At 74.0% G+C, this 20,543-nt stretch carries 22 protein-coding genes; 9 read left to right on the top strand and 13 right to left on the bottom strand.

Features of this window, described 5'->3' with window-relative positions:
- Positions 1–39: 39 nt before the first annotated feature.
- The 5 genes from ACFYYT_RS03320 (at position 40) to ACFYYT_RS03340 (ending at position 2,969) form a co-directional block, all read left to right on the top strand.
- A complete protein-coding gene (locus ACFYYT_RS03320) occupies positions 40–1,086 on the top strand; it encodes a YihY/virulence factor BrkB family protein (RefSeq protein WP_351829200.1) in 1,047 nt (348 codons plus the stop codon).
- 147 nt (positions 1,087–1,233) lie between these two features.
- The gene (locus ACFYYT_RS03325; protein WP_351829203.1) at positions 1,234–1,647 is read left to right on the top strand and encodes a phage holin family protein; all 414 of its coding nucleotides are present in this window, start codon (positions 1,234–1,236) and stop codon (positions 1,645–1,647) included.
- On the top strand, positions 1,644–2,030 hold the full coding sequence (locus tag ACFYYT_RS03330; protein WP_351829205.1) for a DUF3618 domain-containing protein: 387 nt from the start codon (positions 1,644–1,646) through the stop codon (positions 2,028–2,030). Before ACFYYT_RS03325 ends, ACFYYT_RS03330 begins: the two co-directional genes overlap by 4 nt.
- Positions 2,027–2,293 carry a DUF4235 domain-containing protein gene (locus ACFYYT_RS03335; RefSeq protein ID WP_351829208.1) on the top strand — a complete coding sequence of 89 codons (267 nt, stop codon included), beginning with the start codon at positions 2,027–2,029 and terminating at the stop codon, positions 2,291–2,293. The genes ACFYYT_RS03330 and ACFYYT_RS03335 overlap by 4 nt, the downstream gene beginning before the upstream one ends.
- Positions 2,294–2,567: 274 nt before the next feature.
- Complete coding sequence (locus ACFYYT_RS03340) at positions 2,568–2,969, top strand: PPOX class F420-dependent oxidoreductase (RefSeq protein WP_351829211.1); 402 nt, start codon at positions 2,568–2,570, stop codon at positions 2,967–2,969.
- 7 nt (positions 2,970–2,976) lie between these two features.
- Here ACFYYT_RS03340 and ACFYYT_RS03345 read toward each other — a convergent pair whose 3' ends face one another.
- Complete coding sequence (locus tag ACFYYT_RS03345) at positions 2,977–3,495, bottom strand: hypothetical protein (RefSeq protein WP_351829214.1); 519 nt, start codon at positions 3,493–3,495, stop codon at positions 2,977–2,979.
- Between the two features lie 300 nt (positions 3,496–3,795).
- Here ACFYYT_RS03345 and ACFYYT_RS03350 point away from each other — a divergent pair, with 300 nt between their 5' ends.
- Complete coding sequence (locus tag ACFYYT_RS03350) at positions 3,796–4,149, top strand: VOC family protein (protein WP_351829217.1); 354 nt, start codon at positions 3,796–3,798, stop codon at positions 4,147–4,149.
- 143 nt (positions 4,150–4,292) lie between these two features.
- On the opposite strand, the gene ACFYYT_RS03355 is transcribed toward ACFYYT_RS03350, so the two are convergent.
- Entirely contained in the window at positions 4,293–4,715 is a 423-nt protein-coding gene (locus ACFYYT_RS03355; RefSeq protein WP_351829219.1) for a CBS domain-containing protein, read from the bottom strand.
- Between the two features lie 104 nt (positions 4,716–4,819).
- Here ACFYYT_RS03355 and ACFYYT_RS03360 point away from each other — a divergent pair, with 104 nt between their 5' ends.
- Complete coding sequence (locus tag ACFYYT_RS03360) at positions 4,820–5,077, top strand: DUF6213 family protein (RefSeq protein ID WP_351829222.1); 258 nt, start codon at positions 4,820–4,822, stop codon at positions 5,075–5,077.
- A gap of 18 nt (positions 5,078–5,095) precedes the next feature.
- Here the strand turns inward: ACFYYT_RS03360 and ACFYYT_RS03365 are convergent, their stop codons facing one another.
- From ACFYYT_RS03365 to ACFYYT_RS03410, 10 genes are all read right to left on the bottom strand, one after another.
- Positions 5,096–5,812, bottom strand: a complete 717-nt coding sequence (locus ACFYYT_RS03365) for a hypothetical protein (RefSeq protein ID WP_351829225.1) — start codon at positions 5,810–5,812, stop codon at positions 5,096–5,098.
- A 161-nt stretch (positions 5,813–5,973) separates the two neighbouring features.
- Positions 5,974–6,855, bottom strand: a complete 882-nt coding sequence (locus ACFYYT_RS03370; RefSeq protein WP_351829227.1) for a LysR family transcriptional regulator — start codon at positions 6,853–6,855, stop codon at positions 5,974–5,976.
- Positions 6,856–7,098: 243 nt separating this feature from the next.
- Positions 7,099–7,863: an ABC transporter ATP-binding protein gene (locus tag ACFYYT_RS03375; RefSeq protein ID WP_351829247.1), complete on the bottom strand. Its 765-nt coding sequence runs from the start codon at positions 7,861–7,863 to the stop codon at positions 7,099–7,101.
- Between the two features lie 10 nt (positions 7,864–7,873).
- Complete coding sequence (locus ACFYYT_RS03380; RefSeq protein WP_351829230.1) at positions 7,874–8,917, bottom strand: ABC transporter substrate-binding protein; 1,044 nt, start codon at positions 8,915–8,917, stop codon at positions 7,874–7,876.
- Between the two features lie 69 nt (positions 8,918–8,986).
- Positions 8,987–9,868 (bottom strand): ABC transporter permease, encoded by an 882-nt coding sequence (locus tag ACFYYT_RS03385; RefSeq protein ID WP_388606901.1) that lies wholly within the window; start codon positions 9,866–9,868, stop codon positions 8,987–8,989.
- A gap of 5 nt (positions 9,869–9,873) precedes the next feature.
- On the bottom strand, positions 9,874–10,989 hold the full coding sequence (locus ACFYYT_RS03390) for an LLM class flavin-dependent oxidoreductase (RefSeq protein WP_351829233.1): 1,116 nt from the start codon (positions 10,987–10,989) through the stop codon (positions 9,874–9,876).
- Positions 10,990–11,479: 490 nt separating this feature from the next.
- Positions 11,480–13,669, bottom strand: a complete 2,190-nt coding sequence (gene katG / locus ACFYYT_RS03395; RefSeq protein WP_351829236.1) for a catalase/peroxidase HPI — start codon at positions 13,667–13,669, stop codon at positions 11,480–11,482.
- A 182-nt stretch (positions 13,670–13,851) separates the two neighbouring features.
- Positions 13,852–15,414 carry a mucoidy inhibitor MuiA family protein gene (locus ACFYYT_RS03400; protein WP_351829239.1) on the bottom strand — a complete coding sequence of 521 codons (1,563 nt, stop codon included), beginning with the start codon at positions 15,412–15,414 and terminating at the stop codon, positions 13,852–13,854.
- A gap of 5 nt (positions 15,415–15,419) precedes the next feature.
- Entirely contained in the window at positions 15,420–17,549 is a 2,130-nt protein-coding gene (locus ACFYYT_RS03405) for a DUF4139 domain-containing protein (RefSeq protein WP_388606843.1), read from the bottom strand.
- Between the two features lie 152 nt (positions 17,550–17,701).
- Positions 17,702–18,193 (bottom strand): VOC family protein, encoded by a 492-nt coding sequence (locus ACFYYT_RS03410; protein ID WP_351827090.1) that lies wholly within the window; start codon positions 18,191–18,193, stop codon positions 17,702–17,704.
- A 297-nt stretch (positions 18,194–18,490) separates the two neighbouring features.
- On the opposite strand from ACFYYT_RS03410, the gene ACFYYT_RS03415 reads away from it, so the two are divergent.
- On the top strand, positions 18,491–19,486 hold the full coding sequence (locus ACFYYT_RS03415; protein WP_351827087.1) for a magnesium and cobalt transport protein CorA: 996 nt from the start codon (positions 18,491–18,493) through the stop codon (positions 19,484–19,486).
- A 181-nt stretch (positions 19,487–19,667) separates the two neighbouring features.
- Positions 19,668–19,928 carry a WhiB family transcriptional regulator gene (locus ACFYYT_RS03420; protein WP_351827085.1) on the top strand — a complete coding sequence of 87 codons (261 nt, stop codon included), beginning with the start codon at positions 19,668–19,670 and terminating at the stop codon, positions 19,926–19,928.
- A 363-nt stretch (positions 19,929–20,291) separates the two neighbouring features.
- On the opposite strand, the gene ACFYYT_RS03425 is transcribed toward ACFYYT_RS03420, so the two are convergent.
- On the bottom strand, positions 20,292–20,480 hold the full coding sequence (locus ACFYYT_RS03425; protein ID WP_351827082.1) for a DUF6381 family protein: 189 nt from the start codon (positions 20,478–20,480) through the stop codon (positions 20,292–20,294).
- Positions 20,481–20,543 lie beyond the last annotated feature (63 nt).

Raw genomic sequence — 20,543 nt, forward strand, 5'->3', positions numbered from 1 at the left:
TACGGACATGACCGGCGCGAGGCTGGAAAGCCGCAGGGTATGACACTCCCACCGAAGCAAAACCGTGGAAGCGACCGTGACCGAGCCGACGACGGGCCGGCGGCCGGGGTGGGGCCGGACGCGCAGGTCGAGGACCGGGCCCCCGACCAGCTCAAGGAGTTGCCCGCGCGCTCCTGGCGGGCCGTGCTGCGGGGGACGGTCAAGGAGTTCAGCGCCGACGAGCTCGGCGACCGCGCCGCCGCCCTGACGTACTACGGCGTGCTCGCGGTCTTTCCCGCCCTGCTGGTGCTCGTCTCCCTGCTGGGCATCGCCGGCGAGTCGGCGACCGCACAGGTGCTGGACACCGTACGGAAGCTGGCCCCGGGCTCCGCCAGGGACGTGATCAGCGACGCCGTGCAGCAGGTCCAGGGCCGCAGCGGCGTCGGATCGCTGCTGGCGGTCGTCGGCCTCGTCGTGGCCCTGTGGTCCGCCTCCGGCTACATCGCCGCGTTCATCCGCGCCGCGAACGCCGTCTACGACGTCCCCGAGGGCCGGCCCGTGTGGAAGGTGCTGCCGCTGCGCCTGGCGCTCACCGTGACCCTGATGGTCCTCGCGTGTGCCAGCGCGCTGATCGTCGTGTTCACCGGAGGCCTGGCCCGGGAGGCGGGCCAGGCCCTGGGGATCGGGGACAGCGCCCTCACCGTGTGGTCGTTCGCGAAGTGGCCGGTCCTGGTGCTCCTCGTCACGGTCATGATCGCGCTGCTGTACTGGGCGGCGCCGAACGCCAAGGGCCGCGGGTTCGCGTGGGTGACGCCGGGCTGTTTCCTGGCCGTGGTGATCTGGCTGGTCGCCTCCGCCGGATTCGCCTTCTACGTGGCCAACTTCGCCTCCTACAACAAGACGTACGGCACGGTCGCCGGTGTGATCGTCTTCCTGGTCTGGCTGTGGATCACCAACCTGGCGATCCTCCTCGGGCTGGAGTTCGACGCCGAGATGGCCCGGCAGCGCGCGATCGCCGGCGGGATGCCCGAGTACGAGGAGCCGTACGTCCGGCCCCGCGACACCCGCGCGTGGAGTGACGAGGACCGCCACCGCATGGAGCGGTGACGGCCGCCGCAGGCAGCGGCGAAGCGCCGGGGCGCCCGGCGGGTGTCCGCCCGAATGCTGGGTAGCCGCGGTACAGGTGACCGCAGCGGGCAGGACACGTAGAAGCGGACGAGGACGAGGTCGAGGACGAAGGAAGGGTGACACGTCATGAGCACGGCAGGACAAGAGACCCGCGGCACCGATGAGTCTGTGAGCGTGCTGGTCTCGCGCGCTTCCCAGCAGATCTCGGAACTGGTGCGCGAGGAGATGCAGCTGGCCCGGGCCGAGATGACCGAGAAGGGGAAGCGCTTCGGGAAGGGGGGCGGACTGGTCGGCACGGCGGGCCTGATCGCGATCCTGGCGGCGCAGGCCCTGGTCGCGACCTGCATCGCCGCTCTCGCACTGGTGCTGCCGGTGTGGGCTTCGGCCCTCATCGTCACGGCGGTGCTGGCCGTCGCCGCCGCGGTCGCGGGGGCGGCGGGAAAGAAACAGTTCGCGGAGGCGGGCAGTCCCGCCCCCGAGCAGACCATCGACAGCGTGAAGGCCGATCTGGCCGAGATCAAGGAGAAGGCACACCGATGACGGACGACGCGCACACCCATATCGGCACCCCCACCCCCGAAGAGCTGCGCGAGCAGGTCGAGCGCACCCGTGACGAGCTCGGCGAGACCGTCGAGGCGCTGGCGGGCAAGGCCGACGTGAAGGCACGGGCGAAGGAGAAGACGGCCGCGGTGAAGGAACAGGCCGCGCAGAAGACCGCTCTGGTCGCCGATCAGATCCGTACGAAGGCCCAGCAGGCCGCGCAGCTGGTCAAGGACAAGACCCCGGACCCGGTGCTGGACCCCGTACTCGACACGGCGGGCCGGGGCGCGGCGGTGGCCCGCTCCCAGCGGGGGCCGCTGCTCGCCGCCGGCGCGGCTCTCGTCGTGATCCTGCTGATCCGGCGCAGCCGCAGGCGCCGATGAACGCCGCGAAGATCGCCTACAAGCCGGTCGGGCTGGCCCTGGGCGCGGTCAGCGGCATGATCGCGGGTGCCGCCTTCAAGCAGGTCTGGAAGATCGTGGAGGGCGAGGGCGACGCCCCCAACGCGACGGACGAGGAACGCTCGTGGCAGGAGGTGCTGATCGCCGCCGCTCTCCAGGGCGCGATCTTCGCCGTGGTCAAGGCGGCGGTCGACCGCTCGGGCGCCGTCGCCACCCGCCGCGTGACGGGCACCTGGCCCGGCTGAGCCGCCGAGCCGCCGATTAGCCGAGCCGCCGTGGTCCGGAGCAGCGCCAGAACCTGCTCCGGACCACGGCGTCGGCATGGGCGGGCGGGGCGGAGCGCCGCGTCCCGCCCGGGACGGTATCCGGCCCTCGCGTAGGGGGCCGGATCGCCGCGCCCGCGCCGCCATCCGGCTGACCGGGCCCGCCCCCCCAGGGCGGCGGACCGGGCCCGGCGGCTCGCGGTGGGTACGGTGGCCCGGCCACCGCCGTCCGCGAACCGCCCCCAGGAGACCCCGCGTGCCCGTACCCCTCGGCGAGGACGTGCTGGCGTTGCTGCGCCGCCCCAGCACCTGCTACCTCGCGACCACGATGCCGGACGGCTCGCCCCAGCTCACGCAGACGTGGGTCGACACCGACGGCGTGCACGTCCTGATCAACAGCGTCGAATCGCATCAGAAGACCCGGAACGTCGCGCGCGATCCACGCGTGGCCGTCGCGGTCGCGGACCCCGCCGAACCGGCCTCGTACGTCCAGATCCGCGGCCGTGTGGTGCGCGTGACCACGCAGGGGGCGGTCGCCCACATCGAGGCGCTCGCGCAGAAGTACCTCGGCGGCCCCTACCCCTGGTACGGCGGACGCGACCAGGTCCGCGTGCTGTTCGTGATCGAGCCCGATCGCGTCAGCTCCCCGCAGGCCTGACGCAACCTCAGCGGGGGGCCCGGGCCGCCCCGGTGCCGGCCGGCACGTGCGGGCAGAGGGCGCCGGGTGTGCCCGGGGCGGACGTCGGGATGCGCATCCGGCGCAGGAGGTCGCGGGTCGTGCGCCGGGTCAGGGTGCTGTGCCAGGAAACCCCGGGGTGGCGGGCGCGCAGGTGCGACAGGGCGCGGGTGTCGAGGCCGGTCGAGCGGAAGGACGCGTCGATCTCGACGCCGGTGATCACACCCTCCGCGCACGCGGCGCACAGGTGGTACCGGACCCGGCCGACGACGCTGCCGTCGTGCACCAGCAGCAGGCGCTCCTCGCCGGTGCCGGTGCCGGTGCCGGTGTTGGCACCCTCCGAGGAGTCGGGGGTCAGGAACTCGATGCCGCTGTAGGCGAGGATCCGGCGCCGCAGCCGCCTCCTGAGGGTGTGGCGGCGTTTCGCAGCATGGGCCGCCGTGGCGGTCTCGTGCTCCGGGGCGGAGTGGAACAGCGTGCTGGTCGGGCGTGCGTGTTCTCCGGACATGGGACCCGTCTGCCCGGGTCCGGCAAGAGGATGCTCACTCGTCCGGGTGGCGGCGGCCGGGACAACCTCCGGTCCGCTCGCGGTGCGTACGGACGCGCCGCGCGGGAAGGCGCGTCGTGGTCCCGTACGGCCGCCTCGTCCACGACGCGGCCCAAACGGTCCGCCGCCTACACCGTCGGCCGCCGCGCGGGTCTGCGCCGCCGCGGGCCGCTCTCCCGGCTCACCGGCGGCCGCATCCGACCCCTCCGGGGAAGGGCGTGGGGCCCTCCCGCCCGACGGGTGTCCTGGCATGATGACGGCATGGAACGTGTGCTGGGAATCGGCGGGTACTTCCTGCGGGCGGCCGACCCCGCCGCCCTGGGCGCGTGGTACCGCGACTGCCTGGGCCTGGACGCCGATGACAACGGGCTGTGGCGGCAGGAGGCGGGGCCGACGGTGTTCGCGGCCTTCGAGTCCGGCACCGACTACTTCGGGTCCCGCGCCCAGCAGTCCATGCTCAACTTCCGCGTACGCGACCTGGACGCGATGCTCGCCCAACTGCGCGCCAGGGGCGCGGACGTGGCGGGAGAGCCGCAGGAGATGGAAGGCGTCGGCCGCTTCGGCTGGGTCACGGATCCCGAGGGGAACCGGATCGAGCTGTGGCAGCCCGCCTGACCCCCGCCCCGCACGGGCCGGGCGCCTTCGGCGAGGCGAAGGCGCCCGGAGCCCGGGACCGGACCCGGACCGGGTCGGCCGGCAGGTGCGCGCGCCGGGTGCCGGGCGTCAGTGATCAGGCGTCAGTGGTCGGGCGTCAGTGATCAGGTATCGCGTTCCGCGGCGGCGATGGACGAGAGGGGCGAGCCCGGATCGCGCTCGACCTCCAGGTCGCCCAGGCTGACGATGCCGACGAGCTCGCCGTCCTCGCTCTCCACGGGCAGCCGCCGCAGTGCGTGCCGCCGCATGAGGTCCACCGCCTGATCGACGTCGTCGTCGCGGCGGACCGTGACCGGTTCGGTGGTGCACACCGAGAGCACCGTCGTATCCGAGGGGTCCCGGTCCTGCGCCAGCGCGCGCACGACGATGTCCCGGTCGGTGAGGATCCCGCGGAGTTTCCCCTGGTCGACGACCAGAACGTCCCCGATGTCGGCGTCCCGCATCACCCGCGCGGCCTCCGCCAGCGTGGTCAGCTGCTCCACGCTCACCGGATTCCCGGTCATCACCTCGTGGACGCGTCGGGTCATGGATCCTCCCGCTGCCGGTACGGCCCCACACCGGGGCGCTTACCCGTCCTCGTGCGGGGTAAGCGCACGAGGACGTACGTACGGGCACTCCGGGAGGCGGTTCCATGATCAAGGTCACCATTCCGCTGATCCCGGCGGGCCAGGACGGCCCGCTGATCCCTGCCGCCCAGGTCACCGCCCTGCTGCGCACCATCGCCGTGGACTGGGTGCGGGCGGCGGAGGACGCCCCCGATCCGGGGGTCGACCGTCAGACGGTGGACAATCTCGCCGGAGTCCTCGACGAGCTCGCCGACAGCATCGAGGTGGAGTGCATCGCCCTCGCCTCCGCTGCGGGGGGCGGGGATCCGGACGCCGCCCCCTGATGCAGGACCAGCGCAGGACTAGTGCAGGATGCTCACCGCGCGGGCGATGACCAGGAGCGAGGTCGTCAGGGCCGCGATGCTCTGCACGCTCATCATCGCCTTGGCGCGGGTGGACAGGGGCATCGTGTCGGTCGGACTGAAGGCCGTCGAGTTGGTGACGGACACGTACAGGTAGTCCACCAGGGTCGGCACCCAGTCGGAGGTGACGCTGGAGCCGTCCGCGACCTCCTGGACCGCGTCGTGGTTCTCGTCCTGGGAGAAGCGGAAGTCCGCCAGTGGAAGGGCGTCGCGGGGCGTCTGGGTCCGGCTGACCGGACCGCCCCGGTCGAGCTCCCAGTACGCCAGGCCGAAGACGATGATGTTGGTCAGCCACACCTGGAACGCGGCCGTGAGCAGGGATCCCCCGTCCTTCACCCCGACGGAGAGCATGTCGTGGATGAGGATGCCCAGGGCGACCAGGTTGCTCGCCGCGATGATCAGGACGAGCGCCAGCGAAAGGGTGCGGGAGAGCCTGGTCTGGCGCGTGAGCCGTTTCGGGTTCATCGCGATCAACGGGACGAGGAGCAGCAGCTCCAGCCCGAGCAGGACGTAGTGCGGGCCGACCAGGAGCTGGTGCGGCAGCACCTGGTAGAGCCCGATCGCCACCAGTGTCGCGATCACCGCGGGCATCCGGGCTTCGCCCCGGCGCTCGTGCCGGGGGTGCCTCGTGCGGGCATCGGCGCGACTGCGCGACATGGCCTGGATCCTCCTCCGCGTCCGCCGGACGACGGGTGCCGCCCCGCACGCAAGCTGTACCCGCCGCTTCGCGGCCCCCGCGCGCGGCCGGTCGTGGCGCGGAGGGTGTTTCAGCCGTTCGGCCGCCGTACGCGTACCGCCCCGGCCGCCCCTGCCGGGGCTCAGCCGCCGGCGGCTTCGGTGATGGTGCGGGCGAAGGCCTGGACGCGGGCCGTGTGGGCGTTGCGGGGCCAGATGAGCCCGTAGTCGATGTGCGGGAAGTGCGGGAAGGGCAGCCAGGCGGTGTCCTGGCGGGCGTAGTACGCCTCGGCGCGTGCGCAGGCGAAGGTGACGCCCCGCCCCGCGCCGACCATGGCGAGCGCCTCCTGCCAGAACGAGGCCTCCCTGCGCGGGATCGGCAGGCCGGCCGGAGTGGAGCGGGGGTAGTGGTAGTCCTGCATGTAGGAGGGCATGCCCGCGAAGGAGATGAGGGTGGTGGAGGCGAGGTCCTCCAGGGTCAGCTCTCCGCGCCGGGCGAGCGGATCGTCCCGGTTGACCAGGATCCGGCGCTCCTCGGAGAACAGGATCCGGTCGACGACGAGGTCGCTCTCCTCGACGGGCAGTTCGGTGACCTGGACGTTGACCTGCTCGCTGCGGATCGGGCCGAACGGGTCCGCGAGCTGGACCTCCTGGATCTGCACCTCCAGGCCGGGGTGGCGGGCGCCGAGGCGGTCGGCGGCGTCGAGGATCAGCGCGGCCGCCATGGGGCTGGAGTAGCCCACCCGCAGGACGCCGTTCACCTCGCTCGCCGATGCCGAGGCCTCGGCCAGCGCCCGCTGCATCTGCTGGAACGCGGGCAGCAGCTCGTCACGGAGCCGCGCCCCCACCGCCGTCAGCGTGACCTTGCGGCTCGTCCGCTCGAACAGCGGTACACCGATGCGGCGTTCCAGTTTCCGGATCGTCTGGCTCACCCGGCCCTGCGCCAGCCCCAGCCGCTCGGAGGTGCGCCGGAAGTGCAGTTCCTCGGCCAGCGTCAGGAACGCCTCCATCTCGTGCCGCTCCACCACGGTCCCCCTCGGCTCTGCGATCGGTGAGTTTCGCGCACCGCATCGTAGGTCAGTTCGGTCTTGTTCGAGGCTTCGGGTCCGGCGAGAGTGGTTCTTGCCGCAAGGCCCGGACCTCGGCAAACGTCCCTGCAGTTCCCCGCAGGGCGCTGCCGTGTCCGGTGAGTCCAACGGGGGAGATGGGCCGGCACCACGTGCCGGCCCATCCGGCATGCCGCGACGGACGGAGCCCGCGCGGGCGCCTCAGCCGCGCATGGTCCGCGTCAGCCGGCCGCGCAGCCGGGCGAACTCGGGGGAGGCCCGCAGCGCGGAGACGTCCGTGTCCGGGGACCGGTCCAGGCCGACCGGCAGCTCCGCCACCACCCTGCCGGGGCCGGCTGCCATGACCAGCACCCGGGAGCCCAGCAGTACGGCCTCCTCCGCCGAGTGGGTCACGAACAGCACCGTCGTGCCGAGCCGCCCGGCCAGGGCCCGTACCTCCTCCTGGAGCCGTTCCCGCGTGAGCGCGTCGAGCGCGGCGAACGGCTCGTCCATCAGCAGCAGTCCGGGCTCCGCCGCCAGCGCCCTCGCCAGTGCCACCCGCTGCTGCTGACCGCCCGACAGCTCCCACGTCCGCCGGCCCTCCGTGCCGGGCAGCCCCACCCGGTCCAGGAGCTCCGCGATCCGGCCCGCCCGCTCCGCGCGCGGCACCCCGAGCCGGGCCAGCGCGAACCCGAGGTTCCCGCCGACCGTGCGCCAGGGGAACAGCCGGGGCTGCTGGAACACCACGCCGGCTCCCGCGCCCGGCCGCGGGGCCTCGCCCCGGACCAGGGCGAGGCCCTCGGCGGGCCGCTCGAAGCCCGCCACCACGCGCAGCAGGCTCGTCTTGCCGCAGCCGGACGGCCCGACCAGGACGACGAACTCGCCCGCGCGGATCCGCAGGTCCACGCCTTCGAGGGCCGTCACCGGCTGCTTGGCCGAGCCGTAGCGGACCGACACCCCCGCCAGGTCGACGAGGGCGACGTCCATACCGGGCAGGTCAGTTCGCGGCACGGCCGAGCTCCTCCACCGCGAGCGCCCGCCCGAACACGGCCTCGTCCGGGACCGCGTCGACCGCCTTCTGCCCCTTCAGGAAGACGGCCGCGTCGTGCAGGTTCGCCGCCAGGGCGCCGGGCGCGCCCGGCGTCCCCAGGTACTGGGGGGCGGTCTGTTCCTTCGCGCTCAGCAGCACCAGCTGCGACAGCTGCCGCTTCGCCTCCTCGGGCGGCAGCCCGAGCTCCGCGCCGATGGACCGCGCGGCCTGGTCCGGCGCGGTGCGCGCCTGCGCGACGGCCCGGTCCTGGGCCTTGATCCAAGCGGTGACCACCTCCGGGTGCTTGGCCGCGAACGCGTTGGTGACCACCCCGAGATCGGCCGTCGGCTTGCCCTGACCGGCCAGTTCGCGGCTGCTGACGAGCACCTTGCCGTCCTTCGCCAGTTCGCCCAGCGTCGGTGTCCACACGTACGCGGCGTCGATGTCCCCGCGCTTCCAGGCGGCGAGCGCGTCCTGCGGCTGGAGGTCGATGATCCGTACGGCGGACGGGTCCACCCCGGCGGCGCTCAGCGCGGCGAGCAGCGAGTAGTGGGCGGTCGAACCGAAGGGCGTGGCCACCTTCCTGCCCGCCAGGTCCTTCACCGAGCCGATCCCGGACTTGGCGACGAGCGCCTCGTTGTCCCCGATCAGGTCATGGATCCACACCACCTTGTACGGGATGTCCAGCGGCGCGGACAGCCCCTTGGTGACCGGGCTCGACCCGGCCAGGCCGAAGTCCACGGCCCCCGCGATGACGGCGGTGTTGACGTCGCCCCCGGACTCGAACTTCACCCACTTCACGTCGGCGTCGGGCAGGGACTCCTCCAGCAGCCGCTGGTTCTTCACCACCAGGTCGGCATTGGGTATCGCCTGGTAGGCGATCCGTACGGTGGTCCGTCCGGCGGAGCCGCCGGACGTGTCCCCGCCACCTCCGCAGGCGGCCGTCGCGGCGGCCGTCAGGGTGAGGGCCGCGCTGAGGAGCAGGGTGCGGCGGGACAGGGGTGCGGGCATGGCTGTTCTCCGGTCTGAAGGGGGACGACGAACGCGGGGGAAGGAAGGGGGAAGGAAGGGGGAAGGGGCTCAGGCCCGGCCGCGCCACGGCACGGCGACCCGCTCGACCAGGCGCAGCAGTGCGTCCAGCACGATGCCGGACAGTCCGATGGCGAGGATGCCCGCGATCACCAGGGCGGTCTGGTTGTAGCGCTGGGCGTCGCGGATCATGCCGCCGATGCCGGGCACCCCGTTGACGGTCTCGGCCGCGACGACCGAGGTGTACGCGACCCCGACGGCGATGCGGACGCCCGTGAGGATCTCCGGCAGGGCCGAGGGCAGCCGCACGGCCAGCAGCAGCGCGAGCGGCCCCGAGCCCAGCGCCCTTGCGGCTTCGACGAGTTGGCCGGGGACCGTGCGGACGGCTGCCGCGGTCGCCGCCGCGATGGGCGGCAGCGCGGCGATCACCAGCAGCCAGATCTTCGGGGCCTCGTCGATGCCGAACCAGATGACGAGCAGCGAGAGGTACGCGAGCGGCGGCAGGGTCCGCAGGAAGGTCACCGCGGGCTCCAGTACGACGGCCAACGGCCGGACCGTACCGATCAGCAGGCCCAGCGGCACCCCGGCGAGCACGGCGTACGCGGACCCGGTGCCGATCCGGCCCAGGCTCACGCCCAGGTGCTCGACCAGCAGGTGGCCGCCGTAGCCGCGGACCCCGTCGTGCACGGTGGAGGCGAGGACGAACTGGTGCCACACGTCGCTGGGGGAGGGCACCAGGACCCGCGGCCACCACTGTGCCGACACCACCGCCTGCCAGCAGCCGAGCAGGACCGCGAGGGCCACGGCCCGCAGGGCGCCCCAGCGGAGCGCCTCGCGCAGCCGCCTCCGCCTGCGCCGGGGAGACGCGGGGCCGGCCGGATCCCGGGGGCCGGGCGGCGGACGGTGGTCCGGCCCGGCCGCCGCCGCGGTCACGGCGCTCACGCGGCGGCCGCCCCGGTCAGGGCGCGCAGCCGGGGAGCCACTTCCTCGCCGACCCGGTACGCCTCCTCCAGGTGCGGATAGCCGGAGAGGACGAACTCGTCGATGCCCAGGGCCCGGTACTCGGCGAGCCGGGCGGCCACGTCGTCGTGCGAGCCGACCAGAGCGGTGCCGGCGCCCTCGCGGACCAGGCCGATGCCCGCCCACAGGTTCGGCGCCACCGTGAGGCGGGCGGCGTCCGCGACCCCGCCGTGCAGGGCCGTCATCCGGGCCTGCCCGGTGGAGTCCATGGCGGCGAACCGCTCCTGGCTCGCCCGTACGGCCTCCGGGTCGATCCCGGCGAGGATCCGGTCCGCCTCGGACCAGGCCTCGGCGGCGGTGTCCCGGCTGATGACGTGCAGCCGCAGCCCGAACCGCACGCCGCGGCCGGCCGCCCGGGCCCGCTCGCGCAGCCGGGCCACGCGCACGGCGACGGCGGCCGGCGGCTCGCCCCACAGGAGCTGTACGTCGGCCTGCCGTGCGGCGACCTCCTCGGCGGCCGGCGAGGCCCCGCCGAAGTACAGCGGTACGGGGTGGCGCAGTTCGGGCGCGGTGAGGCGGGCGCCCTCGATGCGCAGGTGGGTCCCCTCGTGGTCCACGGACTTCCCGGCCAGCAGGTCCCGCAGGACCGCCATCACCTCCTCGGTGCGGGCGTAGCGGTCGTCGTGCTCCAACCGGTCCCCGTAGGCGCGCTGTTCGGCGGGATCGCCGCCCGTCACCACATTGAGCGCGATCCGTCCGCCCGCAAACCGCCGGAAGGCGTCGGCCTGTTGGGCGATCAGGGTCGGACTGGCGAAACCGGCCCGGAACGCGACGAGGAAGCCGATGCGGGTGGTGTGCTGCGCCAGCGCGGCCGTGAGGATCCAGGGGTCGACGCAACCGAGCCCCACGGGCGTCAGCAGCGAGTGGAAACCGGCCTGCTCGGCGGCGCGGGCCACCTGGGTCAGGTAGGGGATGTCGGCGGGCCGCCGGGTGGCGGCGACGGTGCGGCCCTGCACGGCGGTGACGCCGCCGGGATCGCGGCCGTCCCCGCCGGTGGGCAGGAACCAGTGGAGGCGGAGGGGGTTTTCGGGCATGGGCGGACCTCGTCGGAGCAGCGGCATGACACGTGCCACCGCGAAGGAGCGGAGCACGCGTGCACGGGCAGGGGGGTGAAGGGGCGAACGGCGCGGCGCGGGAGCGGGCCACCGTGCGCGCACGCGGCGCGGCGCGGTGTCTCGCGAGACGGCGGGACACGGCGCGGCACGGCGCGACGCGGTGATGAGGGGTGCGGGTGCCCCGGGGGGTGTCCGTGCGGTGTCGGAACCGGCGGATCAGCGGGTCAGCGGATCAACAGCCGTGCGCACGGGAGGATTCGGCCCGACACAGCATGGTCGAGACACGCAGCAGATCCACGTGACGACGCGATACGAGTACGGGGGCCATGGCCGTATCCTGGCCGCGCGGCTCGGGCGCGCGCAACCACGGTCCGGATCTTGGACCGTTCTGTTCCACATTCCGGGACGCTGCGCGCGGCGGGAACCGGGTGCCGGGACGACGCGGTCCCGGCACCCGATGGCACCGGCGTCAGCGAAGGTCGAACCGGTCGAGGTTCATCACCTTGTCCCACGCCGCCACGAAGTCGCGCACGAACTTCTCCCCGGCGTCCCGGGCCCCGTAGACCTCCGCGAGGGCGCGGAGCTGGGCGTGCGCACCGAAGACGAGATCGACGGCCGTGGCCGTCCACTTGACCTCTCCCGTCGTCCGGTCCCGGCCCTCGAACACGTTCTCCGTGGCGGCCGACGGCTTCCACTCCGTGTTCATGTCCAGCAGATGGACGAAGAAGTCGTTGGTCAAGGTCCCCGGGCGGTCGGTGAAGACCCCGTGCGGGGCCTGCTTGAAGTTGGCGTTCAGGGCCCGCATGCCGCCGGTCAGGACCGTCATCTCGGGGGCGGTCAGGTCCAGCAGGTTCGCCCGGTCCAGCAGCAGCGTCTCCGGCGAGAGCTTCTCGCCCGCCCGCAGGTAGTTGCGGAACCCGTCCGCCCGCGGTTCGAGCACCGCGAACGACTCCACGTCGGTCTGCTCCTGCGAGGCGTCCGTACGGCCCGGCGCGAACGGCACCGTGACGGCGTGCCCCGCGTCCTTCGCGGCCCGCTCGACGGCCGCGCACCCGCCCAGCACGATCAGGTCGGCCAGCGAGACCGGCCCGCCGCCGGCCCGCCCGCTGTTGAAGTCCTGCCGGATCCCGTCAAGGGTGCGCACCACCTCCGCCACCTCGGGCAGGTCGTTGGCCTCCCAGTCCTTCTGCGGCGCGAGCCGGATCCGGGCCCCGTTGGCCCCGCCGCGCTTGTCGGTGCCGCGGAAGCTCGCCGCCGACGCCCAGGCGGTGGTGACCAGTTGGGACACCGACAGGCCCGACGCGAGGATCTTCTCCTTGAGGGCGGCGACGTCCGCGTCCGAGAGCGGCGCCCCCTCGGCCGCGGGTACCGGGTCCTGCCACAGCTGCGGCTCGGGGATCCACGGCCCGAGATAGCGCGACAGGGGTCCCATGTCGCGGTGCAGCAGCTTGTACCAGGCCTTGGCGAAGGCGTCCGCGAGCTGGTCCGGGTTCTCGTGGAAGCGCTTCGCGATCGGCCCGTAGACCGGATCCACCTTCAGCGCGAGGTCCGTCGTCAGCATCATGGGGGCGTGCCGCTTCGACGGGTCATGGGCATCGGGCACCGTGTCCCGCGCCGCCGGATCCGTCGGCGTCCACTGCTGCGCCCCGGCCGGGCTCCGCGTCAGCTCCCAGTCGTACCGGAACAGGTTGTCGAGGTAGCCGTTGTCCCACTTGGTGGGCTCGGTGGTCCAGGCACCCTCCAGCCCACTGGTGAGGGCGTCCGCGCCCTTGCCGCTGCCGCAGGTGTTCCGCCACCCCAGGCCCTGCTGCTCGATGGGCGCGGCCTCCGGCTCCGGGCCGATGCAGTCGGGGTCGACGGCCCCGTGGCACTTGCCGAAGGTGTGGCCGCCGATGATGAGCGCGGCCGTCTCCTCGTCGTTCATCGCCATGCGGCGGAACGTCTCGCGGATGTCCCGCGCGGCGGCCATCGGGTCCGGGTTGCCGTTCGGCCCCTCCGGATTGACGTAGATCAGCCCCATCTGCACGGCGCCGAACGGCCCGGTGAGCTCCCGGTCGCCGCTGTAGCGCTCGTCCCCGAGCCAGGTGTCCTCGGGCCCCCAGAAGATCTCCTCGGGCTCCCAGATGTCCTCGCGGCCGAAGCCGAAGCCGAAGGTCTTGAGGCCCATGGATTCGATGGCGCAGTTCCCGGCGAACACCAGCAGGTCGGCCCACGAGATCTTCCGGCCGTACTTCTGCTTGACGGGCCACAGCAGGCGGCGCGCCTTGTCGAGGCTCGCGTTGTCCGGCCAGCTGTTGAGGGGCGCGAACCGCTGGGCACCCGCCCCGCCACCGCCCCTGCCGTCCTCGATGCGGTACGTTCCGGCGGAATGCCAGCTCATCCGGATGAAGAGCGGGCCGTAGTGGCCGTAGTCGGCGGGCCACCAGTCCTGCGAGGCGGTCATCACCTCGAAGACGTCCCGCTTCAGCGCCTCGACGTCCAGGCCCGCGAATTCCCTCGCGTAGTCGAAGTCCGCGCCCATCGGATCGGACAGGGGCGAATGCTGATGGAGGACCTGGAGGTCGAGCTGGTTCGGCCACCAGTCCCGGTTCGTGCGTGGGCGGGCCGGCGCGGGGGCCGGGGCGGGGATTGCTGGGTTCTCGCTCTCGCTGCCGGACACGTCCGTCCTTCTTTCCTGTCGGTGATCCCCCCGCTGGCTGCGTCCGTATGGTCGCGCACCGCGGACCCCACCGCACGGGAACACGCAGGGCGCCGCCGCACAACCGGCACGCGGAGCCGAAAGACGGCGGAGCCGGGCAGAGCCGGGCAGAGCCGGGCGGCTGAGCCCGGCGCCCGCCCGGCTCAGAGCCCGGAGACCTGGGCGCTCGCCGACACCTCGTAGACCAGGGTGACCGTGCGGCGGCCGCCCGGCGGCAGGGGGACGTCCCAGCGGGCGATCCCCTCGGCGTCGACCGCCCCGGGCGGCGGGGAGCAGGCGGCCTCGCGCAGGCTCACCCGCACCGCCGAGACCTCGGAGACCGGGATCCGCTCCCGCAGGACCACCACCCGTTCGCCGGACTCCCCGGGGGCGGAGAACCGCGACAGGTGCAGCCGGACCGTACGGGTGACCACGGTCCGCTGGGTCAGGCCGGTGGTGTCGCGGGACTCCTCGCTCTCCCGCACCACACGCAGGTCGTCGCGACTGCCGAAGCCGAGCTCGACGACGGCCCCCGGGGCGGTGAAGTCCAGCATGCCGCGGCCGGCGAAACCGCTGCCGCGCACCAGGTCCACCGGACCGGCCAGCAGCGCGTGCCCCGAGCGGTTCTCGCCCCGCACCACCTGGCCGACCAGCGGCGAGAGCTCCGGTGAACAGGCGTACTCGCTGGTCACCGGCGTGCTGAAGGAGGACAGCGGCACCCGGTGGGCGCGGCCGTCCCCGGGCACGGAGACCGGCGCGGGCGAGCTCAGCACGCGCGCCTCGCCGCCGTCGTCCACGCCCGGCAGTCCGACCACCGGGGCCGGCCCCAGAGCGGAGATCTCCTCCTCGCGCAGCTCGACGTCCACCGTGTGGCGCTCCGCCGCGGACCGTTCCCGCAGGGTCAGCCGGTCCTCGGCCAGCCGGGGCGGATCGCTCGCCAGCGCGGAACGGGCGGTCGACAGCGTCAGCCGTACGTCCGGCCAGTCCTCGCCGGTGCGCTGCCAGACCATGGCGTCGGTCTCCAGGGTCAGGGCGTCCCCGTCGAGCACGGCCCGGTAGGCGGGCCGCCACAGCGCACACGGGACGAGGTGGCTCAGCCGCAGGCCGGCAGGGCCTGCGGCCCCGCTCTCCACCGTCAACTCGACGTGTCCGACGAGCTCGGCGGGCTCCGCCTCCGAGAGCCGCACGGCCGTCTGGATCGCCGCGAGTTCGCCCGCGAGGGCGGTCAGCCGCACCTCCACGGTGCGCAGTTGCTCCCCGTACGTGTCCCGCTCGCCGTCCACCCGGTCCAGTTCGCGGGCCCAGCGCTCCCGTTCGGCCTCCCCGCGGCCCGCGCCCTCGCCGATCTCCCGCAGCAGATCGGCCGCCAGCCGGGCCAGCAGGGCGAGGCGGGCGTGCAGCCGGTCGCGCCGCCGCTCCAGCGCGAGCCGCTCCTCCTCGACGGCGCGGGCGCGCCGGCGCAGGGCGGAATCGTCCTCGGCCGACGGCAGCGGAGCGCGCGGCGTCCACGTACGGACGATCCGTACGTCGAGCACGCGCGCGGGGTGCGCGGCGGTGAGCTCGGCGTGCAGGGTCCGGTCGACGGCGAGGGCGCTGACCGGCCCGAGCCGCAGCCGCTGGACCCCCGCCGCCAGATCGAGGACGAGGGCCCGCTCCACGTGGGCGCGGTCCTCCAGGCAGGTGACGGAGGTGACGGGGAAGGGGATCGGCGGGGATGCCGTGGACATGGGTGTCAGCTCCTGCGGTTGCCGCCGGCCAGGGCCTTGCCGGTCGGGATGCGGATCTCGTAGCCGCCGTCGAGGGCGGCCGTGGCGCCGGCGGGCAGGTCCAGCCGCCAGACGCGGGTGCCCGGGGCGAGGTGTTCGGGCCCCGTGCCCTGCTCGGGCGCCGTCCAGTCCGCCCGTTCCTCGATCCGGACCTCGGGCTCGGAGGTGACGGGGACCCGCTCGCGGACCTCGACGGTGACGGGACGCGCGAGCCGGTTGGCGAGCTCCACGTGGACGCGGTGGTCGAGCACGGTGGTGTTGCCGCGCAGACCGGCGGTCGACTCGTGCAGGTTCGTCCGACGGGTGACCCGGACGCCCTCGGCGGGTCCCAGGCCCACCCGGCGGACCCCGCCGGGGGCGAGCGTGGGCAGGTCGGCGGTGAGCAGGAACTCGTCGTCGACGACGACCTCCACCGGCCCGGCCAGCAGCGCCTGGCCGGTGGCGTTGGAGAGCACCAGCGTCCCGTACACCGTCTGCTCCACGGACGGCACGCACAGGTACTCGGTGCGCAGGCCGACCGGGACCTCGGCCACGGTGACGGTGTGCCAGGTGCCGTCCGAGGGGACGTCGGCGCGGGCGGCGGCATCGAAACGGTGGTCGAAGGAACCCGCCGACTCGCGCGGCCGTATGGCCCGTCCGGGCAGCGGCAGCGCGGCGACCGCCTCGGCGCCGCGACGGTGCTCGGCCGCCGCCGGGTCGAAGGGGGCGCCGGGGAACAGCCGGCCCCTGCGGGCGTCGGCCTCGTCGGGGCCGGAGAGGACGAGACCGGCGTAGTCGAGTTCGGCGCCGCTCGGCCGCGGGGGACCGGACACCGGGGCGGGAGCGGCCGGGGCGGGCGGCGCGGACGACGCGGGTGCCGCAGCGCGGCCGGGCGCCGCCGGAGCCGCGCCGGCCGGGGCGCCCGCGAAGGGTGCGGAGCGGTCGCGGCGCGCGGCACGCGGCGGCGAGGGGGCGGCGGCGGGCACCGCCCCGCCGTACCCCTCGGACGACGGGCCGCCCGGGGGCGCGCCGTAGCCCTGCGGAGCCCCGTAGCCCTGCGGGGCGGGCGGCGCCGAGACGGCGGCCGGGGCCGGCGGGGGAGGCGGCGGCACGGGAGCGGACACGGCGAAGGCTCCGGCGTCCGGGGGCGCGGGGGTCCCGCCGGGGCGGCGGCCGGCCGCCTCGTACCCGGCGAACAGGCCGGCCAGCCCCGCCGGGGGCTCGCGCCAGCCGGACGGCGGCGGGGCGGGCTGGCGGCGCCCGATCCGGACCGAGCGCAGCGCCGGCACGTCGGTGCGGCGGCGCAGATCGGCGGTGGCCAGCGCGATGCGCACGCCGGTCCAGTCCTCGCCGGTCCGCTGCGCCACCGAGGCGCGCAGCACCAGACGCCCGCCGTCCTCGCCCTGACGGTGCGTGAGCCGGTACGTGGGCACCCAGACGGCGCCCGGCACTCCGTACTCCAGCTCCAGTTCCACCTCCGCGTCCCCGGCGCCGTCCCGGGTTTCGGGGGTTGCGACGGTTTCGAGGGTCAGGACCGCGCAGACCGTGGTCCGCACGTGCTCCGACGGCGCGTCGGTGGAGGAGCGGGCGAGCCGGTCGGCGGCGACGGCGCGTTCGTGCTCGATGTCGCGGAGCGCCTCCTCCAGCTCGACGAGCCGGGCGTGGAGGGCGGTCAGCCGCTCGTCGACGAAGTCCGCGAGCTCCAGCCAGGCGTCGGCCGGGGTACGGCGGTGCGCCTCGTCGCGTTTGCGGACGGGCGGCACCGGGTGGAGGGAGCCGACCTCCTCGATCAGGTTCAGCTGACGGGCGCGCCGGGCCTGCGCGGCCGCGTACGCGTCGTCCAGCCGCTCGACCTCGCGCCGCAGCCCCTCGGGCGTGGCCGTACCGGCCGGTCCGGCCTCGACCTCCACCCGCGCCTCGGTCACGCGTACGCCCGGTGCGCCCAGGACCCGCGCCCGTAGCGAGCCCGGGTCCAGGGAGCGGGGCAGACCCGTCACCCGCACCCGGCCGTCGGGCGGCACGCTGCCCCGCGCCAGGCGCCGGCAGACCGCGCCCTGCGCGTACACGACGACCGAATCGAGGGTCGCCTCCCACCGCCGTGCCGTCCCTGCTGTCATGTGCTCCGCCCCCGCCGTATCCGTGCTGGGCGAAGCCTACGCCGGGAAGGTGCGAGCGGTCCGGCCGGCTGCGCGGGCGGTCACCCTGCGTCAGCTCCTCGACCGTCAGCAGAGCCCATCTCCAGGGCGGTTGGGCCCGCTCCCGAGCAGGGCTACGCCGCGGGGGACTGCTGGGCCGTCGCCTCGTGGAAGCTGCGCACCAGCTCTTCCTCGGAGAGGTCCTCCAGGTGCGTCAGGAAGACCCACAGGTGTCCGAACGGGTCGCGCAGGATGGCGTTGCGGTCGCCGTGGAACTGGTCCGCGGGCTCCCGCACCACCTGGGCGCCGGCCGCGACGGCCCGCTCGACGAGCGCGTCCACGTCCGGCACGAAGAGGTGCAGGGCCACCGAGGTCCCGTTCAGCTCCGCGGGCGCGATGAAGGGGCCCTCCGAGGTGTCGCCGAGCATCAGGACGGATCCGGCGATCCGTATCTCGGCGTGCGGGACCCGGCCGTCCGGGAGGGCCAGCCGGAACTCCTCGACCGCGCCGAAGGCCTGCCGGTAGAAAGCGATCGCGGCGGCGGCGTCGGACACCATGATGTGCGCCACCACCGCGCTGCGGTAGCGCTCGGGGACGACGGTCGGGTCTGCTTCGTAGGTGGTCATGGGTGAAACCGTAGGATCTCAAGCGGACTTGAGGTCAAGGGCCGTCCGCGGGGCCCTCACGCTCCGTCGCGGGCCGCGCGGAGGTATGCGACGAGGTGGTCGCAGCGAGGCACACCGGGGCGCACCGGGGCGGCCGCCGATCTTGGAGGTGAGCAGGTCCCCTGCTGCGTCACGACGACCGTCCCGGCTGTCCTGCGGGTACCCCCGATATCCGGTTTCACCCGTTACGCGGAAACCAGTGGTGATCCGGGCGTACGGCGGGGGCATGAACGCGCGGCTTTGAAGCATGCGCGACCCATGGAATGCGTGCTGTATGAAGAGGGTTCGGGCAGGTCGGACGCGGTCGAGTGCGGCCTGGAGGACGAGGCGTGCCGGCTCGTGCTGAAGCGGCTGCGCGAGCTGGGCGACGGCGAATTCGGCTGGGTGCGGCTGGTCGACCCGTCCGAGGGCGAGCTCGTTTCGCTGGCCGAGGAGCTCGGCCTGCACCCGCTGGCCGTCGAGGACGCCGTCCAGGCGCGTCAGCGCCCCAAGCGGGAGCGGTTCGGCGAGGTCCTGGCCATCGCGCTCAAAACGCTCTGGTACGTCGAGGAGGCGGCGGCGGTGGAGACCGGCGAGATGATGCTCTTCGTCGGCCCCCGCTACGTCCTCACCGTCCGCCACGGCGCCGTGGACCCGGCCGCCGAAGCGGCCCGTCGGCTCGACGCCGATCCATCGATGCTGCGCTTCGGGCCGCTGTCCGTCCTGCATGCCGTCCTCGACGTCGTCGTCGACGCCTACGGCGAGGCCGCCGAGACCGTGCGCACCGCGCTCGACCGGCTGGAGGACCGGGTCTTCTCCTCCTCCCGCGTCGACCACACCCAGGAGATCTACTCCCTGAAGCGGGAGGTGCGCGAGTTCCGGGACGCCGTCCAGCCGCTGGTCCCCGTCCTGCCCGGGCTGCTCGACGGGGTGGCCGAGGAGCAGCAGCCCGCGAAGGTGCTCCCGTACTTCCGTGACGTCGCCGATCACCTGCACCGCACCGACACCGAGGTGCGCACGCTCGACGAGCTGCTGAACTCGGTCCTCGACGCCCAGCAGGCCCGGGTGGGCACCTGGCAGAACGACGACATGCGGCGCATCTCGGCCTGGGCCGCGATCTTCGCGATCCCCACCATGGTCGCCGGCGTCTACGGAATGAACTTCGAGCACATGCCGGAGCTCCACTGGAGCTACGGCTACCCGCTGGCCGTGACCCTGATGGCGGTCGCCTCCGGCCTCCTCTACCGCGCCTTCCGCCGCAACGGCTGGCTGTAGGGCCGGCCGGCCCGTGCGGGCGGGACCGGAGCCCGGCGACAGGCCCTGGGCCGTCCGGGGTTTCAAGCGCGTGCGCCGGGTCAGACGAGGAAAGATCGTCTGTCCGGACGTGTCGTGAGTCGATGGGGGTTCAGAGGTGGCGAACGTGTCGCGCCTGCCGGGTCGTGCCGAGCATCACTGGATGTGGCATGAGGGAGCCGCCTGTCGTGAGCTGGGCTCGCGGCTGTTCTTCCACCCCGCGGGGGAGCGGGGGCCCGACCGGGCGCGGCGGGACGCGGCGGCCAAGGAGGTGTGCGCGCTGTGCCCGGTGCAGCGCGACTGCCTGCGGCACGCGCTGGAGGTGGAGGAGCCGTTCGGGGTCTGGGGCGGTCTCACCGAGCGGGAGCGGCGCCGCCTCATGGCCGACGAGGACGGGCGCCCCGCTCTGCCCTGCACCGCCTGAGTCCCCGCTCCTCGGGGTCCCTCGAACGGCCGGCGGCCGGCTGCCGTCGGGTCCGCTGCCCGGGGGCGGCGGTCCGAGCGTCGTCGCCGGGGGTTCGCCGGGCCGCGCTCCGGTCACCGGCCCCGTCCTGGGGCGCGGTCCGAGCGGCCCGGCTGCCGTGCGGTCCCGGACGGCAGTCAGCTGGTGCCGGTGCTCCGGGCCGCCTCGTACGGGGAAGACATCACGCGGCCCGGGGCCTCGACGGGTTTCCATCCGGCCGTTGGCCGCGGATCCCGTCCCTCCTCGTGTGACCAGCCCGGCGCCGCGTAAACGTTCCGGGGCGACGGCATGTGAGTGACCGTCATGCGCAGGCGGGTCCGTCGGCTACATGGGGTCCATGGTCCCGGTGCCCGGCCCCTCCACCCGTTCGAGCTCCTCGCGGATGCGCAGGGCCTCGTCCGTCAGCCGCTGCCGGTCCGCGGGATCACTGGCGTGCTGGGCCGCCTGCTCCAGCCCCTGGGCCTTGTCCCGCATCTGCCGGACCCGCTCGCTCGGCTGGTTCTCGCCGCTCATGATCAATCGTCCTCGGGGATCGTGGGGGTACGGACGTCACCAGCAAAGCAGCGGCGCCGTGAG

It is taken from the genome of Streptomyces sp. NPDC002032, assembly GCF_042890765.1.
Classification (GTDB): Bacteria; Actinomycetota; Actinomycetes; order Streptomycetales; family Streptomycetaceae; genus Streptomyces.

Coding starts and splice junctions, on each gene's coding strand:
- ACFYYT_RS03375 (WP_351829247.1), bottom strand. CDS start 7,863: ATGGACGTCGCCCTCGTCGACCTGGCGGGGGTGTCGGTCCGCTACGGC.
- ACFYYT_RS03380 (WP_351829230.1), bottom strand. CDS start 8,917: ATGCCCGCACCCCTGTCCCGCCGCACCCTGCTCCTCAGCGCGGCCCTC.
- ACFYYT_RS03330 (WP_351829205.1), top strand. CDS start 1,644: ATGACGGACGACGCGCACACCCATATCGGCACCCCCACCCCCGAAGAG.
- ACFYYT_RS03415 (WP_351827087.1), top strand. CDS start 18,491: ATGGAATGCGTGCTGTATGAAGAGGGTTCGGGCAGGTCGGACGCGGTC.
- ACFYYT_RS03365 (WP_351829225.1), bottom strand. CDS start 5,812: ATGTCGCGCAGTCGCGCCGATGCCCGCACGAGGCACCCCCGGCACGAG.
- ACFYYT_RS03425 (WP_351827082.1), bottom strand. CDS start 20,480: ATGAGCGGCGAGAACCAGCCGAGCGAGCGGGTCCGGCAGATGCGGGAC.
- ACFYYT_RS03405 (WP_388606843.1), bottom strand. CDS start 17,549: ATGACAGCAGGGACGGCACGGCGGTGGGAGGCGACCCTCGATTCGGTC.
- ACFYYT_RS03335 (WP_351829208.1), top strand. CDS start 2,027: ATGAACGCCGCGAAGATCGCCTACAAGCCGGTCGGGCTGGCCCTGGGC.
- ACFYYT_RS03355 (WP_351829219.1), bottom strand. CDS start 4,715: ATGACCCGACGCGTCCACGAGGTGATGACCGGGAATCCGGTGAGCGTG.
- ACFYYT_RS03320 (WP_351829200.1), top strand. CDS start 40: ATGACACTCCCACCGAAGCAAAACCGTGGAAGCGACCGTGACCGAGCC.
- ACFYYT_RS03345 (WP_351829214.1), bottom strand. CDS start 3,495: ATGTCCGGAGAACACGCACGCCCGACCAGCACGCTGTTCCACTCCGCC.
- ACFYYT_RS03360 (WP_351829222.1), top strand. CDS start 4,820: ATGATCAAGGTCACCATTCCGCTGATCCCGGCGGGCCAGGACGGCCCG.
- ACFYYT_RS03390 (WP_351829233.1), bottom strand. CDS start 10,989: ATGCCCGAAAACCCCCTCCGCCTCCACTGGTTCCTGCCCACCGGCGGG.
- ACFYYT_RS03420 (WP_351827085.1), top strand. CDS start 19,668: ATGTGGCATGAGGGAGCCGCCTGTCGTGAGCTGGGCTCGCGGCTGTTC.
- ACFYYT_RS03410 (WP_351827090.1), bottom strand. CDS start 18,193: ATGACCACCTACGAAGCAGACCCGACCGTCGTCCCCGAGCGCTACCGC.
- ACFYYT_RS03350 (WP_351829217.1), top strand. CDS start 3,796: ATGGAACGTGTGCTGGGAATCGGCGGGTACTTCCTGCGGGCGGCCGAC.
- ACFYYT_RS03325 (WP_351829203.1), top strand. CDS start 1,234: ATGAGCACGGCAGGACAAGAGACCCGCGGCACCGATGAGTCTGTGAGC.
- ACFYYT_RS03400 (WP_351829239.1), bottom strand. CDS start 15,414: ATGTCCACGGCATCCCCGCCGATCCCCTTCCCCGTCACCTCCGTCACC.